Below are 15,682 nucleotides of genomic sequence, written 5' to 3'. Positions count from 1 at the left end.
GCGCGATGGCCCGCCAGCTTTCGCATGGTGGGCCATCCGTGCACCCTTCGCATTCATAAACGGCTCCATCATGTCAAATGTCATCTCACTCGGCGCGCCTAAACGGCCAAACCTGTCCCAACGCCAAGCGTTGTTGTTGAACAGTTTCGCCACGCAGCGGCGCGCGACGGATGACGTGTTCTGGCTCAAGGAAAATGCTGAGCTTCTGAATATTCTGGCAAACAGTGGCGCACTGCTGCCCCCCCATGCGCTGGATGTGTATAGCGGCTTCTACGAAAGTCTGGAAGAACGGATGCGGTTTTTTCCGCAGTATTACCGCTTCCTTTTGTCGATATGTCTTGATCTTGAAGACCTCGGACTCGGCGGCGATACGGGCCGAAAGCTCTGCGAAGCGGTGCAATTGGGCGATCTTGCGGCGTGTGAGTTGTCCGATCTGCAGCGTGCCGAAGCGCAATACCTTCTGGCGCGTCGTGGTGTTGGCACGCTCTGCCCAGCGGTGCGGGGTCGTTTGCTGGATTTCACGGCTGAGCCGCACATCTTTTCGGTGCCGAACAAGAAAGCGGCCTATGAGCTGACGCACATCGTCTTTTACCTCACAAGCTACGGCAGGATGCAGGCAGAACTGCCGCAAACCACCGTGATCAGCCTCGAATACGCAGGACTTATGGCGTTTCTGGATCAGGACGTGGACCTGCTGGCAGAGGTTTGCGTCGCCCTGCGTTTTGCCGGCCAAAGCCCGAGCGAGATCTGGGAGGACTGGCTGGCCCGCGAGATCGGATCATTTACGCTGGTGCCGGCCCAGAACGGACCGGTGAGTGACGCCTATCACGAATATCTGGTCACCAGTTGGTGGGCAGGGGTTGCCGGCATGGCCGGGTTTACCGGGCGCCCGCCGGCGGGGAATATCGAAATCCTCAGATCGCCTGCGGGGCCGGGTCCGTTGCGGGCGATATCCTCGCTCCTCTATCAACTTGGGCCTGCGCGCAGCGGCGACTGGTCCCATATGCGCGCCATTTTTGCGCGGTCACTGGAGCACGATCAAAATGCAATCCTTGAGGGGGCAGCGCAGTCCTGCCCGCATTTCGACCGTTTTTTCGAACGGTTCTCCAGATCGAATTAGTTTTTTAAAACAGAACGCTAAAGTGCGATGCTCATCCTACATCGAGAATGACGTCCCACAGCCGCAGGAACTGGAGGCGTTCGGATTGTTGATGACAAAACGTGCGCCGATCAACTCTTCGGTAAAGTCGATGACAGCGTCTGCCAGAAACGGCAGCGACACCGTGTCGATCACCACTTTTTGCCCGGCACCTTCCAGAACGAGGTCGTCCTCCTTTGGCTCGTCCAGATCGATCTCGTATTGAAACCCTGAACATCCCCCGCCCTCAACCGCAACGCGCAGGGCCTTACCGTCATCAGATGCACCGATCTCTGCGAGTCGTTCAAAAGCGCGCGGGGTGACTTTGGGTGGAAGTTGCATCGCAGTACTCCGTCAAACGGGTTTATTAATCTGTTGGGATGAATATATAACTTCTCATGACAGGCGACAAGGACCGGCGACATGACAGCACCCTATGCCTCCGATCCACAACGCGCCCGAGGGCGGCGCGTAAAGGAGGAGGAAAGCACCTTTCGCTCGTCATTTCAGCGCGACCGCGACAGGATCATTCACGCCAGTGCGTTTCGCCGCCTCAAACACAAGACGCAGGTTTTTATTGAGCATGAGGGCGATTATTACCGCACGCGGCTGACGCATTCCATAGAGGTCGCGCAGGTGGCGCGGACAATCGCGGGCGCGCTCAACCTCAATCAGGAACTGACCGAAGCGGTGGCCCTTGCACATGACTTGGGTCACACACCATTCGGCCACACCGGCGAGGATGCGCTGTCGGATATGATGGCGCCCTATGGCGGCTTTGATCACAACGCGCAGGCGATCCGCATCGTGACGCATCTGGAACGGCATTATGCGGATTTCGACGGGCTGAACCTGACGTGGGAAACCCTTGAGGGGCTGGCCAAGCACAACGGCCCTGTCACTGGCGACATTCCCTGGGCGCTCAAGGCCTATAACGACACGCATGACCTTGAACTCGGCACTTTCGCCAGTGCCGAGGCGCAGGTTGCGGCCATCGCGGATGACGTGGCCTATAACCACCATGATTTGCATGATGGTCTGCGTGCGGAGTTGTTTTCCACCGATGAACTGGCCGAATTGCCCATTCTGAACATGTGCTTTGCCGAGGTCGACCGGCTCTATCCCGGGCTGAACTACTACCGGCGGCGGCATGAGGCCTTGCGGCGGTTCTTTGGCGTTCTGGTCGAAGATGTCATCCAACTCGCGCAGGCGCGGCTGATGACGTTGCAGCCGAAAACCGTGACGGATATCCGCGCGGCAGACCGTGCGATTATCCGGTTTTCAGACGATGTTTTCGATGATCTTAAAGTGATCCGCAGCTTTCTGTTTGATCGCATGTACCGCGCGCCCAGCGTGGTTGTGATGCGCGCGCAGGTCACCCGGGTCGTCGAAGAACTTTTCCCCCATTTCATGGCCCACCCGGACCAATTGCCCAAGCAGTGGCGCAAGGACGTCGAGGCGATCAGCTCTGAAACGGAACTGGCGCGGATCGTGTCCGATTATATTTCCGGCATGACGGATCGCTTTGCGCTGCAGGAACATGCGCGCCTGATCCATGGCACCACGCCAACAGAAACGGAACGCTAAAGCGTCATGCGAAAAACCTGAATCACTTAATGCTGCCTGAAATCAGAGACTTCAACGCGTTACGTGATACTTGATGTTTCAGGTGTTTCGTCAGACGCGTTAGGCGATTTCTATTTTGACGCGGGCCTTTTCCTGATCTCGCTTATATTCCTCTTTCGTCTGGTGTATCGCGGCGTGTTGTTTGTCTTTCTGCGGTAGCACGCGGGTCGTTCTGCCCCTTGACAGTGGGCAAAGGTTGACCCGGCTTTCGGGCGTGATACACCCCGCCTATGCTCTGAGATAGGACCGCCTGATGAACCTTTTTGCCGAAATGCGCGCGCTTGTGCTTGAGTGTGTTGACCAGATGGTGACTGCCGGGCAGTTGCCTGCTGACCTGAACATGACCAACGTGACGGTTGAGCCGCCGCGTGATGCGGCGCATGGCGATATGGCGACCAATGCTGCGATGGTTCTGGCCAAGCCTGCAGGCAAGAAACCGCGCGATATCGCCGAGGCGCTTGCGCAACTGCTGGCCGCCGACGCGCGCATTGCATCTGCTGAGGTGGCGGGGCCGGGGTTTCTGAACCTGCGGATCGCGCCAACGGCCTGGCGCGCGGTGTTGCTCTCGGTGCTCGACAAGGGCACGGATTTTGGCCGTGCGGACATCGGGGCCGGTCAGAAGGTTAACGTGGAGTACGTATCGGCCAACCCGACGGGACCATTGCATGTCGGCCATACCCGGGGCGCGGTCTTCGGGGATGCTTTGGCCTCCTTGCTTGATTACGCTGGCTTTGATGTGACGCGCGAATACTACATCAACGACGGCGGTGCGCAGGTCGATGTGCTCGCGCGGTCCGTGTACCTGCGCTACCTCGAAGCGCACGGGCAGGAGGTGGCCTTCCCTGATGGCACCTATCCCGGCGACTATCTCATCCCGGTGGGGCAACAGCTGAAAGACCTCAAGGGCGACAGCTATGTGGGCCAGCCCGAAGAGGCATGGCTGCAGGACATTCGCACATTTGCCACCGATGCGATGATGGATTTGATCCGGGCTGATCTGAAATCGCTCGGTGTCGAGATGGATGTGTTCTACTCGGAAAAATCGCTCTATGGCACGGGGCGGATCGAAGCCGCGATCGAGGACCTCAAAAGCAAGGGGTTGATCTATGACGGTGTGCTGGAGCCGCCGAAGGGCAAAAAGCCCGAAGATTGGGAGCCGCGCGAACAAACGCTGTTCAAATCGACTGAACATGGTGATGACGTCGACCGTCCGGTGATGAAATCCGACGGCAGCTGGACCTATTTCGCACCCGATATCGCCTATCACTACGACAAGGTCAGTCGGGGGTATGACGCGTTGATTGACGTCTTTGGTGCAGACCACGGCGGCTATGTCAAACGGATGAAGGCGGCGGTCTCCGCGCTGTCGGACGGCAAGGTGCCGCTCGATATCAAGCTGACGCAGCTGGTGAAACTGTTCAAGAACGGTGAGCCTTTCAAGATGTCCAAGCGGGCAGGGACTTTTGTGACCCTGCGCGATGTGGTGGATCAGGTCGGACCGGATGTGGCGCGCTTTGTCATGCTGACACGTAAAAACGACGCCATGCTCGACTTCGATTTCGACAAGGTGATGGAGCAGAGCCGCGAAAACCCGGTGTTTTACGTGCAATACGCCCATGCGAGGGTCGCCTCAGTCATGCGCAAGGCCGAAGCGGCCGGTATTGCTGTGGACATGGACACGTTGAAGGCGGCGGATTTGTCGCTGCTGAACCATGAGGCTGAACTGGGTCTCATTGCCAAACTGTCCGAATGGCCGCGTCTGGTGGAAACAGCGGCGCGCAGCAATGAACCGCACCGCGTGGCCTTCTACCTTTATGAGCTGTCGGGCGTGTTTCACGGGCTGTGGAACCGGGGCAATGATGTGCCGGAATTGCGTTTCGTGCAGGATGATCCAAAAGTCACACAAGCGAAAATTGCCCTCGCGCGTGCCTGCAGCGTTGTAATTGCGGCCGGTCTTGGTATTCTCGGCGTCACACCGGCACAGGAAATGCGTTGATATAAAACGCGCCCCGTGCCTGAGCAGTAATTCGTAAGACAGACTTTTGGGGCAACGTATCCCAAAGGCGGTGAGGCACAAATGGCGGATTTTCAACGCTCCTATCATGGGGGCGACTATGGTCATGGCGCGCAGGGGCAAGACCCCGCAGGCGCACAATCGGTTTCAATTGCAACGCTCACAAACCTCGCGGGCGCGGTTGTTTCAATCGCGTTGATCGCTGGCATCGGTGTCTGGGGCTATAAGCTCATGGTGCGCGATGTCAGTGGCATCCCTGTTGTGCGCGCGGCAGAGGGTGAGATGCGCGTGCGCCCCGAAGACCCCGGCGGGCAACTGGCCCGCCATCAGGGCCTTGCGGTCAATGAAATTGCCGCGCGCGGTTCTGCATCGGGTCCGGTGGACCGCGTGGTGCTTGCACCACCAGCAACAGAACTGACCGATGAGGATCAGCCCGTCATCACTCAACGGCACGCACCCGTGGTACAGCCCGAACCGCTTGTTGCGGCGGATAAATCGCTCGACACGGCCGCGGCTGGTGATGTGCCGGCCACGGATCGTGCGCAGCAGGTTGCCATCGACGCGGTTGTGGCGGAGTTGACCGGGGAAAGTTCCAAAGTCACGCAGGCCCCGGACGCGCTGACGCCGCAACCTGCGGTGCTGGTGACCGAGGCGATTGATGCCCCCGGTGCACGGGCCTCCCTGCGCCCCCGCATTCGCCCGGCGGACATTCAAAACACCGTGCAGCGCGTCGCCTATACGCCTGCGCAAAGTGTTGAGGTTGCCGCCGCCGATATTCCGTCCGGAACACGTCTCGCCCAGCTTGGCGCTTTTGACAGCCCCCAAGTGGCGCGCGCGGAATGGACCCGTATTCAGGCCAAATTCGGCGAGATGCTCGCGGGTAAATCGCGCGTGGTGCAGGAAGTGCAATCGAGCGGGCGCACGTTCTATCGTCTGCGCGCCATGGGGTTCGTGGGCCTGAGTGATACGCGGCGCTTTTGCGCGGCCATCAAGGCCGAGGGTGTCGATTGCATCCCGGTACAGGTCAAATAGGCGGTGGCGCGGTTCGGAGCCACTATTCTTGACGCTGAAGGGCTACGCCTGACGGCGGATGAAAAGGCGTTCTTTCGGGCCGCCAACCCTTATGGATTTATCCTCTTTGCCCGCAACATTGACACGCCGGATCAGGTGCGCGCGCTTTGTGCGGAGATGCGCGCCTGCGTCGGGCGCGATGCCCCTATCACCATTGATCAGGAAGGCGGGCGCGTGCAGCGGTTGCGCGGCCCGGTCTGGACAGAATGGCTGCCCCCGCTGGATTTCGTAGCGAGGGCGGGTTCGCGCGCCAAAGAGGCGATGTATCTGCGCTATCGCCTGATCGCGGCGGAGTTGCATGATCTTGGCATCGACTGCAATTGCGCCCCAATGGTCGATATCGCGAGTGCCGATACCCATGAATTCCTGCGCAACCGGTGTTATGGCACGGATGCCGACAGTGTGGCGATGCTGGGCCGCGCGGCGGCGGATGGGATGCTGGCAGGCGGGGTTATCCCGGTGCTCAAACACATCCCCGGACACGGGCGTGCAACCTTGGACAGTCACTATGATCTGCCGCGGGTCACGGCCTCGGCGGCTGATTTGCATGCACATGATTTTGCCCCCTTCAAAGCGCTGAACGATCTGCCCATGGGGATGACCGCGCATCTGGTCTATGAGGCGCTTGACGGCGCGCCCGCGACGCTCTCGCCCAAGGTCATGCAAACCATCCGTGAGGACATCGGGTTTGACAACCTGATCATGACGGATGACATCTCGATGAAGGCGCTGTCGGGGTCGCTACCTGACATCGCAAAATCCGCGCTCGCTGCCGGGTGCGATGTGGTGTTGCATTGCAACGGAACGCTTGCGCAGCGCCACGCCGTCGCCGATGCGGCAGGCGAGATGCGTTTTGCCGCCCAGACCCGTGCGTTGCGCGCCCTGAATGCGCGGATCGCCCCTGACGATATTGACATTCCCGCCGCGCAGGCTCAGCTTGAGACGCTGTTGAACCAGGCGTGAAAGTCAGGAACGGGCATGGCTGAAATTCCCTTTGAAGAGGACAAGCTGTCTGTTGCCGATCGCATGGCCGCCGAAGCGCTGATCGTGGATGTTGATGGGTTTGAGGGCCCGCTGGACGTTTTGTTGACGCTCAGCCGCACACAAAAGGTCGATCTGCGCAAAATATCCGTTCTGGCATTGGCCAAACAGTATCTGGCCTTTGTGGAGCGGGCAAAGGCTCTGCGCCTCGAACTGGCGGCGGATTATCTGGTGATGGCGGCGTGGCTTGCCTTCCTCAAATCGCGCCTGCTGCTGCCCCCTGACCCCACGGAAGAGGGGCCAAGCGGCGAGGAGCTTGCAGCGCATCTGGCCTTCCAGCTTGAGCGGTTGCAGGCGATGCGTGATGCGGCGGCCCGGCTGATGGGGCGCGACCGGCTTGGGCGTGATTTCTTTGCGCGCGGCCAGACACAGGAGGTCACGCGCACCCGCAACATCCGATACACGGCCACCTTGCTGGACCTGATGCAGGGCTATGCGCGCATCCGAACGCGCGATGAATTCCGCCCCTTTGTCATGGACCGCGACGCCGTTTTCACCATGGAACAGGCGTTGGAACGGATGCGTGGTCTGATTGGCTATGCGGGCGAGTGGACGAATATATCAAGCTATCTGCCCGAAGGTTGGGAGCTTGACCCGGTGCGCCGCAGATCCGCAACGGCAGCGACCTTTGCCGCGTCGCTGGAGCTTGTGAAAGAGGGGCACCTTGAGATACGTCAATCCGACACATTCGCGCCGATCGAATTGCGCAAAAGGGACAGACCCCAGTGAATGATCAGACCGACCCCACCGCGCCCGACGAGGGTGAACAAAGCCTGTTCGAGGCCCCGCCCATGGGAGAGCAGGAGCGTATGGTCGAAGCGATCCTCTTTGCTTCGGCAGAGCCTGTGTCGGTCAAGGAGTTGAGCGCGCGCATGCCGCATGGTTCCGACCCGTCGGAGGCTTTGGTTCACCTGCGCAAGAGATACGAGGGCAGGGGGGTCAGACTGTGCCGTATCGGTGATGCCTGGGCGATGCGCACAGCACCGGATCTTGGCTTTCTGATGCAGCGCGAAACCATCGAGACGCGCAAACTCAGCCGCGCCGCTGTCGAAACGCTGGCGATCATCGCCTACCACCAGCCTGTGACCCGCGCCGAGATCGAAGAGATCCGCGGCGTGTCGGTGTCGCGTGGTACGGTGGATCAACTGCTTGAAATGGAATGGATTCGCTTCGGGCGTCGCAAGATGACACCGGGTCGTCCCGTGACCTTTGTCGTGACGGCTGAGTTTCTGGACCATTTCGGACTTGAGAACGCGCGTGATCTGCCGGGCCTGAAGGAGCTGCGCGCCGCTGGATTGCTTGAAAACCGGGCTCCGCCGGGAGCCTTGGCTCTGACCTCGGACGAAGACGAGCCCGAAGAGAGCACCGAAGGGCAAAGCGAGCTTTTCGAAGACTAAGCAGCGGATGCAAACGGGCTGGCGTTTCCTGCAGAGCCCTGGATGCAGCGATTATGGCGTTTTGAAGTGTTTGGACAGTTTCAGACCTTGTCCCTGATAGTTGGAAGCGATGCCCGCCCCATAAAGCTGCGTCGGGGCCTCTTCCATGCGCTCATAGACAAGCCGGCCAACAACCTGTCCATGTTCAAGCACGAAGGGTGCTTCGTGGCAGCGCACCTCAAGCACCCCGCGTGACCCGGCCCCGCCTGCCGCTGCATAGCCGAACCCGGGATCGAAAAAGCCGGCATAATGCACACGGAATTCTCCCACCATCGCCAGATAAGGAGCCATTTCAGCGGCGTAATTGGGCGGGATCGTCACCGCTTCGCGGCTGACGAGGATATAGAAGGCGCCGGGGTCCAGAATGATCTGCCCGTTCTGGGTGTGGACTTCTTCCCAATACTCGGACGCGTCGTATCGGTTGATCTGTTCCAGATCAATCACGCCCGTATGCGGTTTGGCGCGGAAGCCGACCAGCGTGGTGTCTTTCAGCTTCAGATCGACCGAAAACCCCAGCCCGTCGTCGATGACCGCATCGCCGTCCACCAGCGGGATATCGTGGTGCAGGCGCTTCAGCGCCGTATCATCCAGCACCGCATGACCGGCGCGAAAACGGATCTGGTTGAGCCGCATGCCGGGCCGCACCAGAACGGAAAAAGAGCGAGGGCATATCTCGGCATAAAGCGGGCCGTGATACCCTGCCGCCACCCGGTCAAATTCGGTGCCGCCATCGGTGATCGTCCGGGTCAGCAGGTCAAGACGCCCGGTGGAGCTTTTGGCATTCGCCACCGCCTGAACCTCGTCGGGCAGGGCGAGCGATTCCATCAGCGGGACGACATAAACGCAGCCCTTTTCCAGAACGGCCCCCGGCGAGAGGTCCACGCGGTGCATCTCAAATTCGCGCAACCGATCCATGACCCGCGCGCCGTGACCGGCCAGAAAGGAGGCGCGCACCCGATAGGCGACGCTGCCAAGGCGCAAATCGAGGCTTGCTGGCTGGATTTGCCCGTCCACGAGGGTACGCGTTGCGGCGATCTGGTTTTGCGCGACCATCCGTTCGATGGTCTGGTTTGGCAGCACACCGCTCATCTATCCGCTCCCTCAAACACAAAGGCCCGCACTGCAACAGTACGGGCGCTTGGTGTCGGCTGTATTTTGGTCGGGCTAGCAGGACTCGAACCTGCGACCTTCCGTCCCCCAGACGGACGCGCTACCAGGCTGCGCCATAGCCCGACTTGACGCGCTACATACCCGATCTGGGCGTCGTGGCAAGAGAGAAATACCACCGCTTAGTCTTTGTGCATGTCTTTGAGCGGGTTTGCCATGCTCGCGTGCAATCGGGTCAGTCGCGCGACAAGCGGTTTGATCTCTTGCGCCTGTGCCGGGGTCAGCGCCTTGACCTTCGTCAGCGCGGCCAGCGCTGAGGGGTCGACCGCGATCTGCGAAAGCAGCGGTATGGGCGGCAGATCGACGACCTTCGGTTTACGCGCCACCGGGGCCTCAGGCGTGGGCGCGGGCGCGGTGGTGTCGGCAGGCGCCGGTTCGGCTTCGCCGCTGTCCTGGGGCGCGGCGGGGGTGGGGTCTGTGGGTGGTACATTTTCCGCAGCCGCCGGGGTTGGTGCAACAGCGCTCGGTTCTGGCGTGGCGGGCGGCGTGGCTTCGGCTGTACGTGGGCGTGCGCGAAAGCTCGGCATGGCCGGCGCTGTTTCCTGCGGCTCCTCTGTTGGCTGCTCGGGTTCCGCGTTGACCGCGTCGCTTTGCGGTGTCGCTGCCTCCGGGATGGTTTCCATCGGCGCAGGCGTGGGATCCTGCGGTGCGGGGGCTTCAACCGGTTCGGCAGGCTGCATCGTTGGTGCCGGATCAGGAGCGGGGGCAGGTGCGGCCTCTGGTTCGGCGTGCTGCACCGCGGGTTCAGGGTCAGACGCCTCAGGCGGGATGGCTTCGGGCGTCTCGGGCGGCAGATCGGGTTGCGACAGGCCGGCCATATCCTGCGGCTCAGGCGGTGTCACATCACGCACCTCTGGTTCCGGCAGCGGCGTCGCGTCGGGCGCGGCGGGGGGGTCATCAAATACTTCGGCAGTTTGCGCAGCAGGCGGGGCATCAAACGCCTCGGCTTCTTGCGGCGCAGCAGCTTCTTCGTGGGCTGCACTTTCGATCGCTGGCTCTGTCAGATCGACCGTGTCGTCTTCGGGTCCGGCGGCATTCCCTTCGATCACGGCAATGGTCAGATCATCCAGCGGTTGCGACATATCCGCGACGTAGGACACCCCGTGTTCGCGCAGCATTTTCTGCGCGCCCTTGATGGTCAGGCCATCCTCATGCAGCAATTGTTTGATCCCACCAAGCAGCAGCATGTCCGCGGGTCTGTAATAGCGCCTGCCGCCCGCACGTTTGACCGGTTTGACCTGGCTGAATTTGCTTTCCCAGAACCGCAGAACATGGGCCTGAACGCCCAACCAGTCTGCGACCTCTGAGATCGTGCGGAACGCGTCAGGCGATTTTGGCATGTTGTCAGGACTTGTTGCCGTTGGCTACGCGGTCTTTCATCAGGTGAGAGGGCCTGAACGTTAGCACGCGGCGCGGGTTGATCGGAACCTCTTCGCCGGTCTTGGGATTGCGCCCGACACGGGCTGATTTATCGCGCACCGAAAAGGTGCCGAAGGATGAAATCTTGACCTGTTCGCCATTCACCAGCGCATCGGAGAGGTGCTCCAACACTGATTCCACCAACTGCGCGCTTTCGTTTCGAGACAACCCGACCTCGCGAAAAACCGCCTCACTCAAGTCCATTCTGGTCAGTGTTTTCTCGGCCATCTCCGTCCCTTTCTTTTTCAGCGACTGTACGTCCATGCATTTTTACGAGTCAATATCAATGACTTGCTCAAAGGCGGATGAGCGAAAATAACCCGCTTTACCAGCGCAGGACAACCGCACCCCAGGCCAATCCTCCGCCAATGGCTTCGGTGACCACCAGATCGCCCTGTTTGATCTGCCCGCGTGCATGGCCCACCGACAGGGCAAGGGGAATCGATGCGGCAGAGGTATTACCGTGATCCTGCACGGTGACCACGACCCGATCCATGGACACGCCAAGTTTTTTGGCGGTGCCCTGAATGATGCGGATGTTCGCCTGATGCGGCACGACCCAGTCCACATCTGACGCGCTCACGCCTGCGCGCTCAAGCGCTGTGGTCGCGGTGGCGGCCAGTTTTTCAACCGCATGGCGGAACACCTGATTGCCCTGCATGCGCAGATATCCGGTCGTGCCCGTCGAGACACCGCCATCCACATAGAGCAAATCCTTGTGTCGCCCGTCGGAATTCAGATCGGTAGACAGAATACCACGATCCGCAGAGGTGCCCGTGCCGTCCTGCGCTTCGAGCAGCACAGCGCCCGCGCCGTCGCCAAAGAGCACGCAGGTCGAGCGATCCGTCCAGTCCATGATGCGGCTGAAGGCCTCGGCACCAATTACCAGCACCCGTCTGGCCTGACCGGAGAGGATCAGCGCATTGGCATTGCTCAGCGCGAAGACAAAGCCTGCGCAGACGGCCTGCACGTCAAAGGCAAACCCGCGCGTCATGCCAAGCTCGGCCTGCACCATGGTTGCCGCGGAGGGAAAGGTCAGATCCGCCGTCGAGGTTGCGACGATGATCGCATCCACATCCTGCGCCTCTGCCCCTGCCATGCTGAGTGCGGCGCGGCTGGCGGCGGCGGCCATGCTCGCGGTTGTCTCACCCTCGGCGGCGAAATGCCGACGTTCAATGCCGGAGCGTGCGCGAATCCATTCGTCATTGGTATCCAGCGTCTTTTCGAACTCGGAATTGGGCACGATACGGTCGGGCAGGTAATGTCCGACACCCGTTACAACGGCACGCAGCGTCACTGGGTTTTCTCCTCTGCGGGCAGACCGGCAACGCGGGCCGCAAGTTTGTCGGTGAACTGGATATGCGCCAGTTGTGCCGCGAGTTTGATTGCGGATGACACGCCGGTAGCATCGGCGGCCCCGTGGGATTTCACGACCGTGCCGTTCAGCCCCAGAAAAACGCCGCCATTCACACGGCGGGGGTCGATCTTTTTCTTCAGACGGCGCAGCGACGGATAGGCCAGCAGCGAGGCCAGTCGCGACAGGGGCGTGTAGCGGAAAGCCTCGCGCAGACGGTTGCCCACAAGGTTCGCCGTGCCTTCGCCGGTCTTGATCGCGACGTTGCCGGTGAAACCGTCTGTCACGATCACATCACACAGATCACCCGAAATATCGCCGCCTTCCACGAAGCCGACAAAATCAAATCCCGCCGGCTCCTGCTGTTCCTTGATCAGGTCAAAGGCTTCCTTGAGTTCGGTGCGGCCCTTGTGTTCCTCTGTTCCCACATTGAGCAATCCAACCCGGGGGCGGGGCAGGTCCAGACCGTTGCGCGCATAGGACATACCCATCAGCGCATAGCGCAGCAAATCATCGGCATCCGCCTTGATGTCCGCACCCACGTCAAGCAGCACATTGAAGCCCTGTTGATTGGAAGAAGGATAAAGCACGGCAATCGCGGGACGGTTCACACCGGGCAGTTTGCGCAGCCGGATCATGGACAGCGCCATGAGCGCGCCGGTATTCCCGCAGGAAACGGCGACTGACGCACTGCCATCGCGCACGGCCTCTATGGCGGACCACATGGAGGTGCCCTTGCTGTTGCGCACAACCTGACTGGGCTTGTCGTCCATCGTGACGACACCGGTTGCATCGCGGACTTCGCATCGGCCTTGCAATGATTTGCGGCGGTTCACGAGTGCCGTGATCTCCGCCTCTGGCCCGTGCAGGATGAAAAACACATCCGGATTCTTGCGCGCTGACACATCGCAGCCCGCAATAACGGCGGCGGGACCTTCATCCCCCCCCATCGCATCTACCGAGATGATGATGCGCGCGTCCTGTGATTGCGTCTGACCGGTCTGCGCCGTCATAAAGCGACTGCCCCCAAACCCTGCTGCCCGTATTCGTTAAGGCACAGGTTTAGGCTGCGTCGTCTTCCAGATCAATCTCTTCTGTCAGCGCCACGACTTCTTTATCGTCATAGTGTCCGCAGGCGGCACAGATATGGTGGGGGCGTTTCAGCTCGCCACAGTTGGTGCATTCATTCGGGTTTGCTGCGACCAGCGAATCGTGCGCGCGACGGTTGTTGCGGCGCGATTTGGAGACTTTGTTCTGTTGAACAGCCATTGTCTTGGGCCTTTTGTCGTTCGGGGCTTTGCGCCGGAGGTATCGCGCAAGAAGCCGAGTTTCGTGAATAGATGTCCCAATCAAGGGTGTGACGTGCGTTTAGGCGCAAGCCGTCGCTTTGTCCAACCCTATTTGGAAGAGCCACGGAAAATACTGTGATCCGCCGCGCGTGCAAGCTCTTTTTGGCCCGGCTCGGGTGCGGGGTGCGCGCGTGCAGCCTTTGCAGCGCGTCAGTCGTCTTTAAGTTGTTCCTTGAGCCCTGCCAGACCGGCAAAGGGGCGTGCATCCTCATCCGTCATTGGGCGCACGCCGGGTTCACTCACGCTGAGCGCGCCGAGTTCCGCACCGGGCGCGCGCGGGTAAAGCGGCAGGTTCAGCAGGAGCGCCTCGATCATGACCTCTGCCGGGTCGATCCACATTGATAGCGGCTCTACGGTGTCATCTTCCAGAATTTCCGCCTCGGGCGCGTCTACCTCGACAAAGTCCTTTTGATAGGCGCGCCGGACGGGCACATCGATTCGCGTTGTCACCGGTTCAACCGTAACGGCGCATGGCTGCACAACCGTTGCCCCCAGAGTTGCATCAAGCTGCCAGTCTGCAGTCCCAAGTGCCGAAATTTGCCCGACAAACGACAATTTGCGCAGGCCCAGCAGGTCCAGTTCCGTGGCCAATTCAGCCAGCCGGGCCTTGGGCGGGCGCAGCTCAAAGGGTGTGGGCGCGTTCTGTGACAAGCCACTGACGCGCAAAGCGGTCGGCGAGGGCGGTGATTGCGTCATTGATCATGCTTTCGTTTCTTGAACCATAGCACGTGCATGGTGTAAGCGAGATAGAAGCCACAGAGCACAAGGGCAAGGGCCAGCGTTATGAGTATGCGAATACCGCAGGGATACCGGTTTTCCAAAACGGCGCGTTGCGTCGCCTTGGCGGGTGTTCTGGTCGCGCTTGTGGCCTGCGGTCCGACCTATCGCAATCATGGATATGTGCCCCCGCAGGAAGACCTGGATCAGATCGTGGTGGGCATCGACACGCGCTCGTCCGTGGAAGAGACGCTTGGCACATCCGGATCAACATCGGTGCTGGAAGATGACGCACTCTACTTTGTGCGCAGCCGCATGCGCACGGTCGCCATGCTGGACCCGGAAGTCGTCGAACGGCAGGTGGTCGCGGTGAGTTTCGATGACAATGGCATCGTCGAAAACGTGGAGAGTTTCGGGCTGGAGCGGGGACAGATCGTCAGTCTGACCCGCCGCGTGACTGATTCCAGTGTCGCAGGCAAATCCTTCCTGCGTCAGCTTGTGGGGAATATCGGCAGTTTTACACCGAGTGGTCTCGGCCTGTAGATCACGACATGAGGGCGTGCTGATGGAACGCGGTCGGTACCGGGCTACGCTGGTGCATGATGGAGCTGTGGTTGCGCGTGCGCAGATCTTTCGCGCCGCGTGTTTTGGCGTGCAGGCGACGCATGACCGCGATGCCTATGACCCACGCTGCATTCACGTCCTGATCACAGAGACAGACAGCGGCGCGGCGGTGTGCTGTTTTCGCATGTTGCACCTGACCCCGTCGGACATAACGCAGAGCTATTCCGCGCAGTTTTATGACCTGTCACCGCTTGAACGTTACTGTGGAGATATGCTGGAGGTCGGGCGGTTTTGCCTGCGGCCCGGCTGCGTTGATCCGGATGTGCTGCGCCTTGCATGGGCGGTGTTGACGGCGCGGGTGGATGCTCTTGGGGTTGCGTTTCTGTTTGGCTGTTCGTCTTTTCAGGGGACGGTTCCGGCACTTTATGACGCCTGCTTTGCGCTGCTGGCCCATCGCCATATCGCGCCGTGCCAATGGTTGCCCGGCGTCAAAGTGGCCGAGCATGTGGCGCTGGCGTGCAATGATAGTGCAGGCCCGGATCACAAACGGGCCATGACGCAGACGCCGCCCCTGTTGCGCAGCTATCTCGGCCTTGGTGCCTGGGTCAGCGATCACGCGGTGATCGACCGGCAGATGGACACGATGCATGTCTTTACCGGGGTTGAGGTGGCGCTGATCCCACCCGCGCGCAAAAGGGCGCTGCGCTATCTGGTGGGGACGCAGTGAGCGCAATCTGCATCTCCTGCCGCTTTCAGCATTGACGTGATCGGGTGGGCAGCATAGCT

General features: G+C 60.5%; 17 protein-coding genes and 1 tRNA gene. 9 read left to right on the top strand and 9 right to left on the bottom strand.

Annotation, left to right across the window (positions count from 1 at the left end; all coding sequences use genetic code 11):
• The first annotated feature begins 70 nt into the window (after window positions 1-70).
• The gene (locus RD1_RS14570) at window positions 71-1,120 is read left to right on the top strand and encodes a DUF6902 family protein (RefSeq protein WP_011569292.1); all 1,050 of its coding nucleotides are present in this window, start codon (window positions 71-73) and stop codon (window positions 1,118-1,120) included.
• A 36-nt stretch (window positions 1,121-1,156) separates the two neighbouring features.
• Here RD1_RS14570 and RD1_RS14565 read toward each other — a convergent pair whose 3' ends face one another.
• A complete protein-coding gene (locus RD1_RS14565) occupies window positions 1,157-1,480 on the bottom strand; it encodes a HesB/IscA family protein (protein ID WP_011569291.1) in 324 nt (107 codons plus the stop codon).
• A gap of 81 nt (window positions 1,481-1,561) precedes the next feature.
• On the opposite strand from RD1_RS14565, the gene RD1_RS14560 reads away from it, so the two are divergent.
• The 6 genes from RD1_RS14560 (at window position 1,562) to scpB (ending at window position 8,287) form a co-directional block, all read left to right on the top strand.
• Window positions 1,562-2,725 carry a deoxyguanosinetriphosphate triphosphohydrolase gene (locus RD1_RS14560; RefSeq protein WP_011569290.1) on the top strand — a complete coding sequence of 388 codons (1,164 nt, stop codon included), beginning with the start codon at window positions 1,562-1,564 and terminating at the stop codon, window positions 2,723-2,725.
• A gap of 292 nt (window positions 2,726-3,017) precedes the next feature.
• Entirely contained in the window at window positions 3,018-4,760 is a 1,743-nt protein-coding gene (argS, locus tag RD1_RS14555; protein WP_011569288.1) for an arginine--tRNA ligase, read from the top strand.
• A gap of 81 nt (window positions 4,761-4,841) precedes the next feature.
• Entirely contained in the window at window positions 4,842-5,810 is a 969-nt protein-coding gene (locus tag RD1_RS14550) for an SPOR domain-containing protein (protein WP_011569287.1), read from the top strand.
• A 3-nt stretch (window positions 5,811-5,813) separates the two neighbouring features.
• Window positions 5,814-6,812, top strand: a complete 999-nt coding sequence (gene nagZ, locus RD1_RS14545; protein ID WP_011569286.1) for a beta-N-acetylhexosaminidase — start codon at window positions 5,814-5,816, stop codon at window positions 6,810-6,812.
• A 15-nt stretch (window positions 6,813-6,827) separates the two neighbouring features.
• Window positions 6,828-7,619, top strand: a complete 792-nt coding sequence (locus RD1_RS14540) for a segregation and condensation protein A (protein ID WP_011569285.1) — start codon at window positions 6,828-6,830, stop codon at window positions 7,617-7,619.
• On the top strand, window positions 7,616-8,287 hold the full coding sequence (scpB, locus tag RD1_RS14535) for an SMC-Scp complex subunit ScpB (RefSeq protein WP_044033171.1): 672 nt from the start codon (window positions 7,616-7,618) through the stop codon (window positions 8,285-8,287). The genes RD1_RS14540 and scpB overlap by 4 nt, the downstream gene beginning before the upstream one ends.
• Window positions 8,288-8,338: 51 nt before the next feature.
• Here scpB and RD1_RS14530 read toward each other — a convergent pair whose 3' ends face one another.
• The 8 genes from RD1_RS14530 to RD1_RS14495 form a co-directional block, all read right to left on the bottom strand.
• The gene (locus RD1_RS14530) at window positions 8,339-9,415 is read right to left on the bottom strand and encodes a 2'-deoxycytidine 5'-triphosphate deaminase (protein WP_011569283.1); all 1,077 of its coding nucleotides are present in this window, start codon (window positions 9,413-9,415) and stop codon (window positions 8,339-8,341) included.
• A 67-nt stretch (window positions 9,416-9,482) separates the two neighbouring features.
• Window positions 9,483-9,559 (bottom strand) — tRNA-Pro (locus RD1_RS14525).
• A 56-nt stretch (window positions 9,560-9,615) separates the two neighbouring features.
• Window positions 9,616-10,833 carry a MerR family transcriptional regulator gene (locus RD1_RS14520; RefSeq protein ID WP_011569282.1) on the bottom strand — a complete coding sequence of 406 codons (1,218 nt, stop codon included), beginning with the start codon at window positions 10,831-10,833 and terminating at the stop codon, window positions 9,616-9,618.
• A gap of 4 nt (window positions 10,834-10,837) precedes the next feature.
• The gene (ihfA, locus tag RD1_RS14515; RefSeq protein WP_044033484.1) at window positions 10,838-11,140 is read right to left on the bottom strand and encodes an integration host factor subunit alpha; all 303 of its coding nucleotides are present in this window, start codon (window positions 11,138-11,140) and stop codon (window positions 10,838-10,840) included.
• Window positions 11,141-11,237: 97 nt separating this feature from the next.
• Window positions 11,238-12,209 (bottom strand): beta-ketoacyl-ACP synthase III, encoded by a 972-nt coding sequence (locus RD1_RS14510; RefSeq protein WP_011569280.1) that lies wholly within the window; start codon window positions 12,207-12,209, stop codon window positions 11,238-11,240.
• Window positions 12,206-13,279, bottom strand: coding sequence for a phosphate acyltransferase PlsX (plsX, locus tag RD1_RS14505; RefSeq protein ID WP_011569279.1), 1,074 nt, complete (start codon window positions 13,277-13,279; stop codon window positions 12,206-12,208). Before plsX ends, RD1_RS14510 begins: the two co-directional genes overlap by 4 nt.
• A 49-nt stretch (window positions 13,280-13,328) precedes the next feature.
• The gene (rpmF, locus tag RD1_RS14500; protein WP_011569278.1) at window positions 13,329-13,535 is read right to left on the bottom strand and encodes a 50S ribosomal protein L32; all 207 of its coding nucleotides are present in this window, start codon (window positions 13,533-13,535) and stop codon (window positions 13,329-13,331) included.
• 230 nt (window positions 13,536-13,765) lie between these two features.
• Window positions 13,766-14,311, bottom strand: coding sequence for a YceD family protein (locus tag RD1_RS14495; RefSeq protein ID WP_011569277.1), 546 nt, complete (start codon window positions 14,309-14,311; stop codon window positions 13,766-13,768).
• An 87-nt stretch (window positions 14,312-14,398) separates the two neighbouring features.
• Between RD1_RS14495 and RD1_RS14490 the strand changes: the two genes are divergently transcribed.
• Entirely contained in the window at window positions 14,399-14,875 is a 477-nt protein-coding gene (locus tag RD1_RS14490) for an outer membrane protein assembly factor BamE (protein ID WP_011569275.1), read from the top strand.
• Between the two features lie 22 nt (window positions 14,876-14,897).
• Window positions 14,898-15,623, top strand: a complete 726-nt coding sequence (locus tag RD1_RS14485; RefSeq protein WP_011569274.1) for a GNAT family N-acetyltransferase — start codon at window positions 14,898-14,900, stop codon at window positions 15,621-15,623.
• Window positions 15,624-15,682 lie beyond the last annotated feature (59 nt).

This window comes from Roseobacter denitrificans OCh 114 (assembly GCF_000014045.1).
GTDB lineage: Bacteria > Pseudomonadota > Alphaproteobacteria > Rhodobacterales > Rhodobacteraceae > Roseobacter > Roseobacter denitrificans.
This window is presented reverse-complemented; position numbering and strand designations above follow the sequence as displayed.

Bases quoted from the DNA above. Each gene is read 5' to 3' on its own strand.
- RD1_RS14570 (WP_011569292.1), top strand. From the start codon at position 71: ATGTCAAATGTCATCTCACTCGGCGCGCCTAAACGGCCAAACCTGTCC.
- RD1_RS14565 (WP_011569291.1), bottom strand. From the start codon at position 1,480: ATGCAACTTCCACCCAAAGTCACCCCGCGCGCTTTTGAACGACTCGCA.
- RD1_RS14560 (WP_011569290.1), top strand. From the start codon at position 1,562: ATGACAGCACCCTATGCCTCCGATCCACAACGCGCCCGAGGGCGGCGC.
- argS (WP_011569288.1), top strand. From the start codon at position 3,018: ATGAACCTTTTTGCCGAAATGCGCGCGCTTGTGCTTGAGTGTGTTGAC.
- RD1_RS14550 (WP_011569287.1), top strand. From the start codon at position 4,842: ATGGCGGATTTTCAACGCTCCTATCATGGGGGCGACTATGGTCATGGC.
- RD1_RS14540 (WP_011569285.1), top strand. From the start codon at position 6,828: ATGGCTGAAATTCCCTTTGAAGAGGACAAGCTGTCTGTTGCCGATCGC.
- RD1_RS14530 (WP_011569283.1), bottom strand. From the start codon at position 9,415: ATGAGCGGTGTGCTGCCAAACCAGACCATCGAACGGATGGTCGCGCAA.
- RD1_RS14520 (WP_011569282.1), bottom strand. From the start codon at position 10,833: ATGCCAAAATCGCCTGACGCGTTCCGCACGATCTCAGAGGTCGCAGAC.
- ihfA (WP_044033484.1), bottom strand. From the start codon at position 11,140: ATGGCCGAGAAAACACTGACCAGAATGGACTTGAGTGAGGCGGTTTTT.
- plsX (WP_011569279.1), bottom strand. From the start codon at position 13,279: ATGACGGCGCAGACCGGTCAGACGCAATCACAGGACGCGCGCATCATC.
- rpmF (WP_011569278.1), bottom strand. From the start codon at position 13,535: ATGGCTGTTCAACAGAACAAAGTCTCCAAATCGCGCCGCAACAACCGT.
- RD1_RS14495 (WP_011569277.1), bottom strand. From the start codon at position 14,311: ATGACGCAATCACCGCCCTCGCCGACCGCTTTGCGCGTCAGTGGCTTG.
- RD1_RS14490 (WP_011569275.1), top strand. From the start codon at position 14,399: ATGAGTATGCGAATACCGCAGGGATACCGGTTTTCCAAAACGGCGCGT.
- RD1_RS14485 (WP_011569274.1), top strand. From the start codon at position 14,898: ATGGAACGCGGTCGGTACCGGGCTACGCTGGTGCATGATGGAGCTGTG.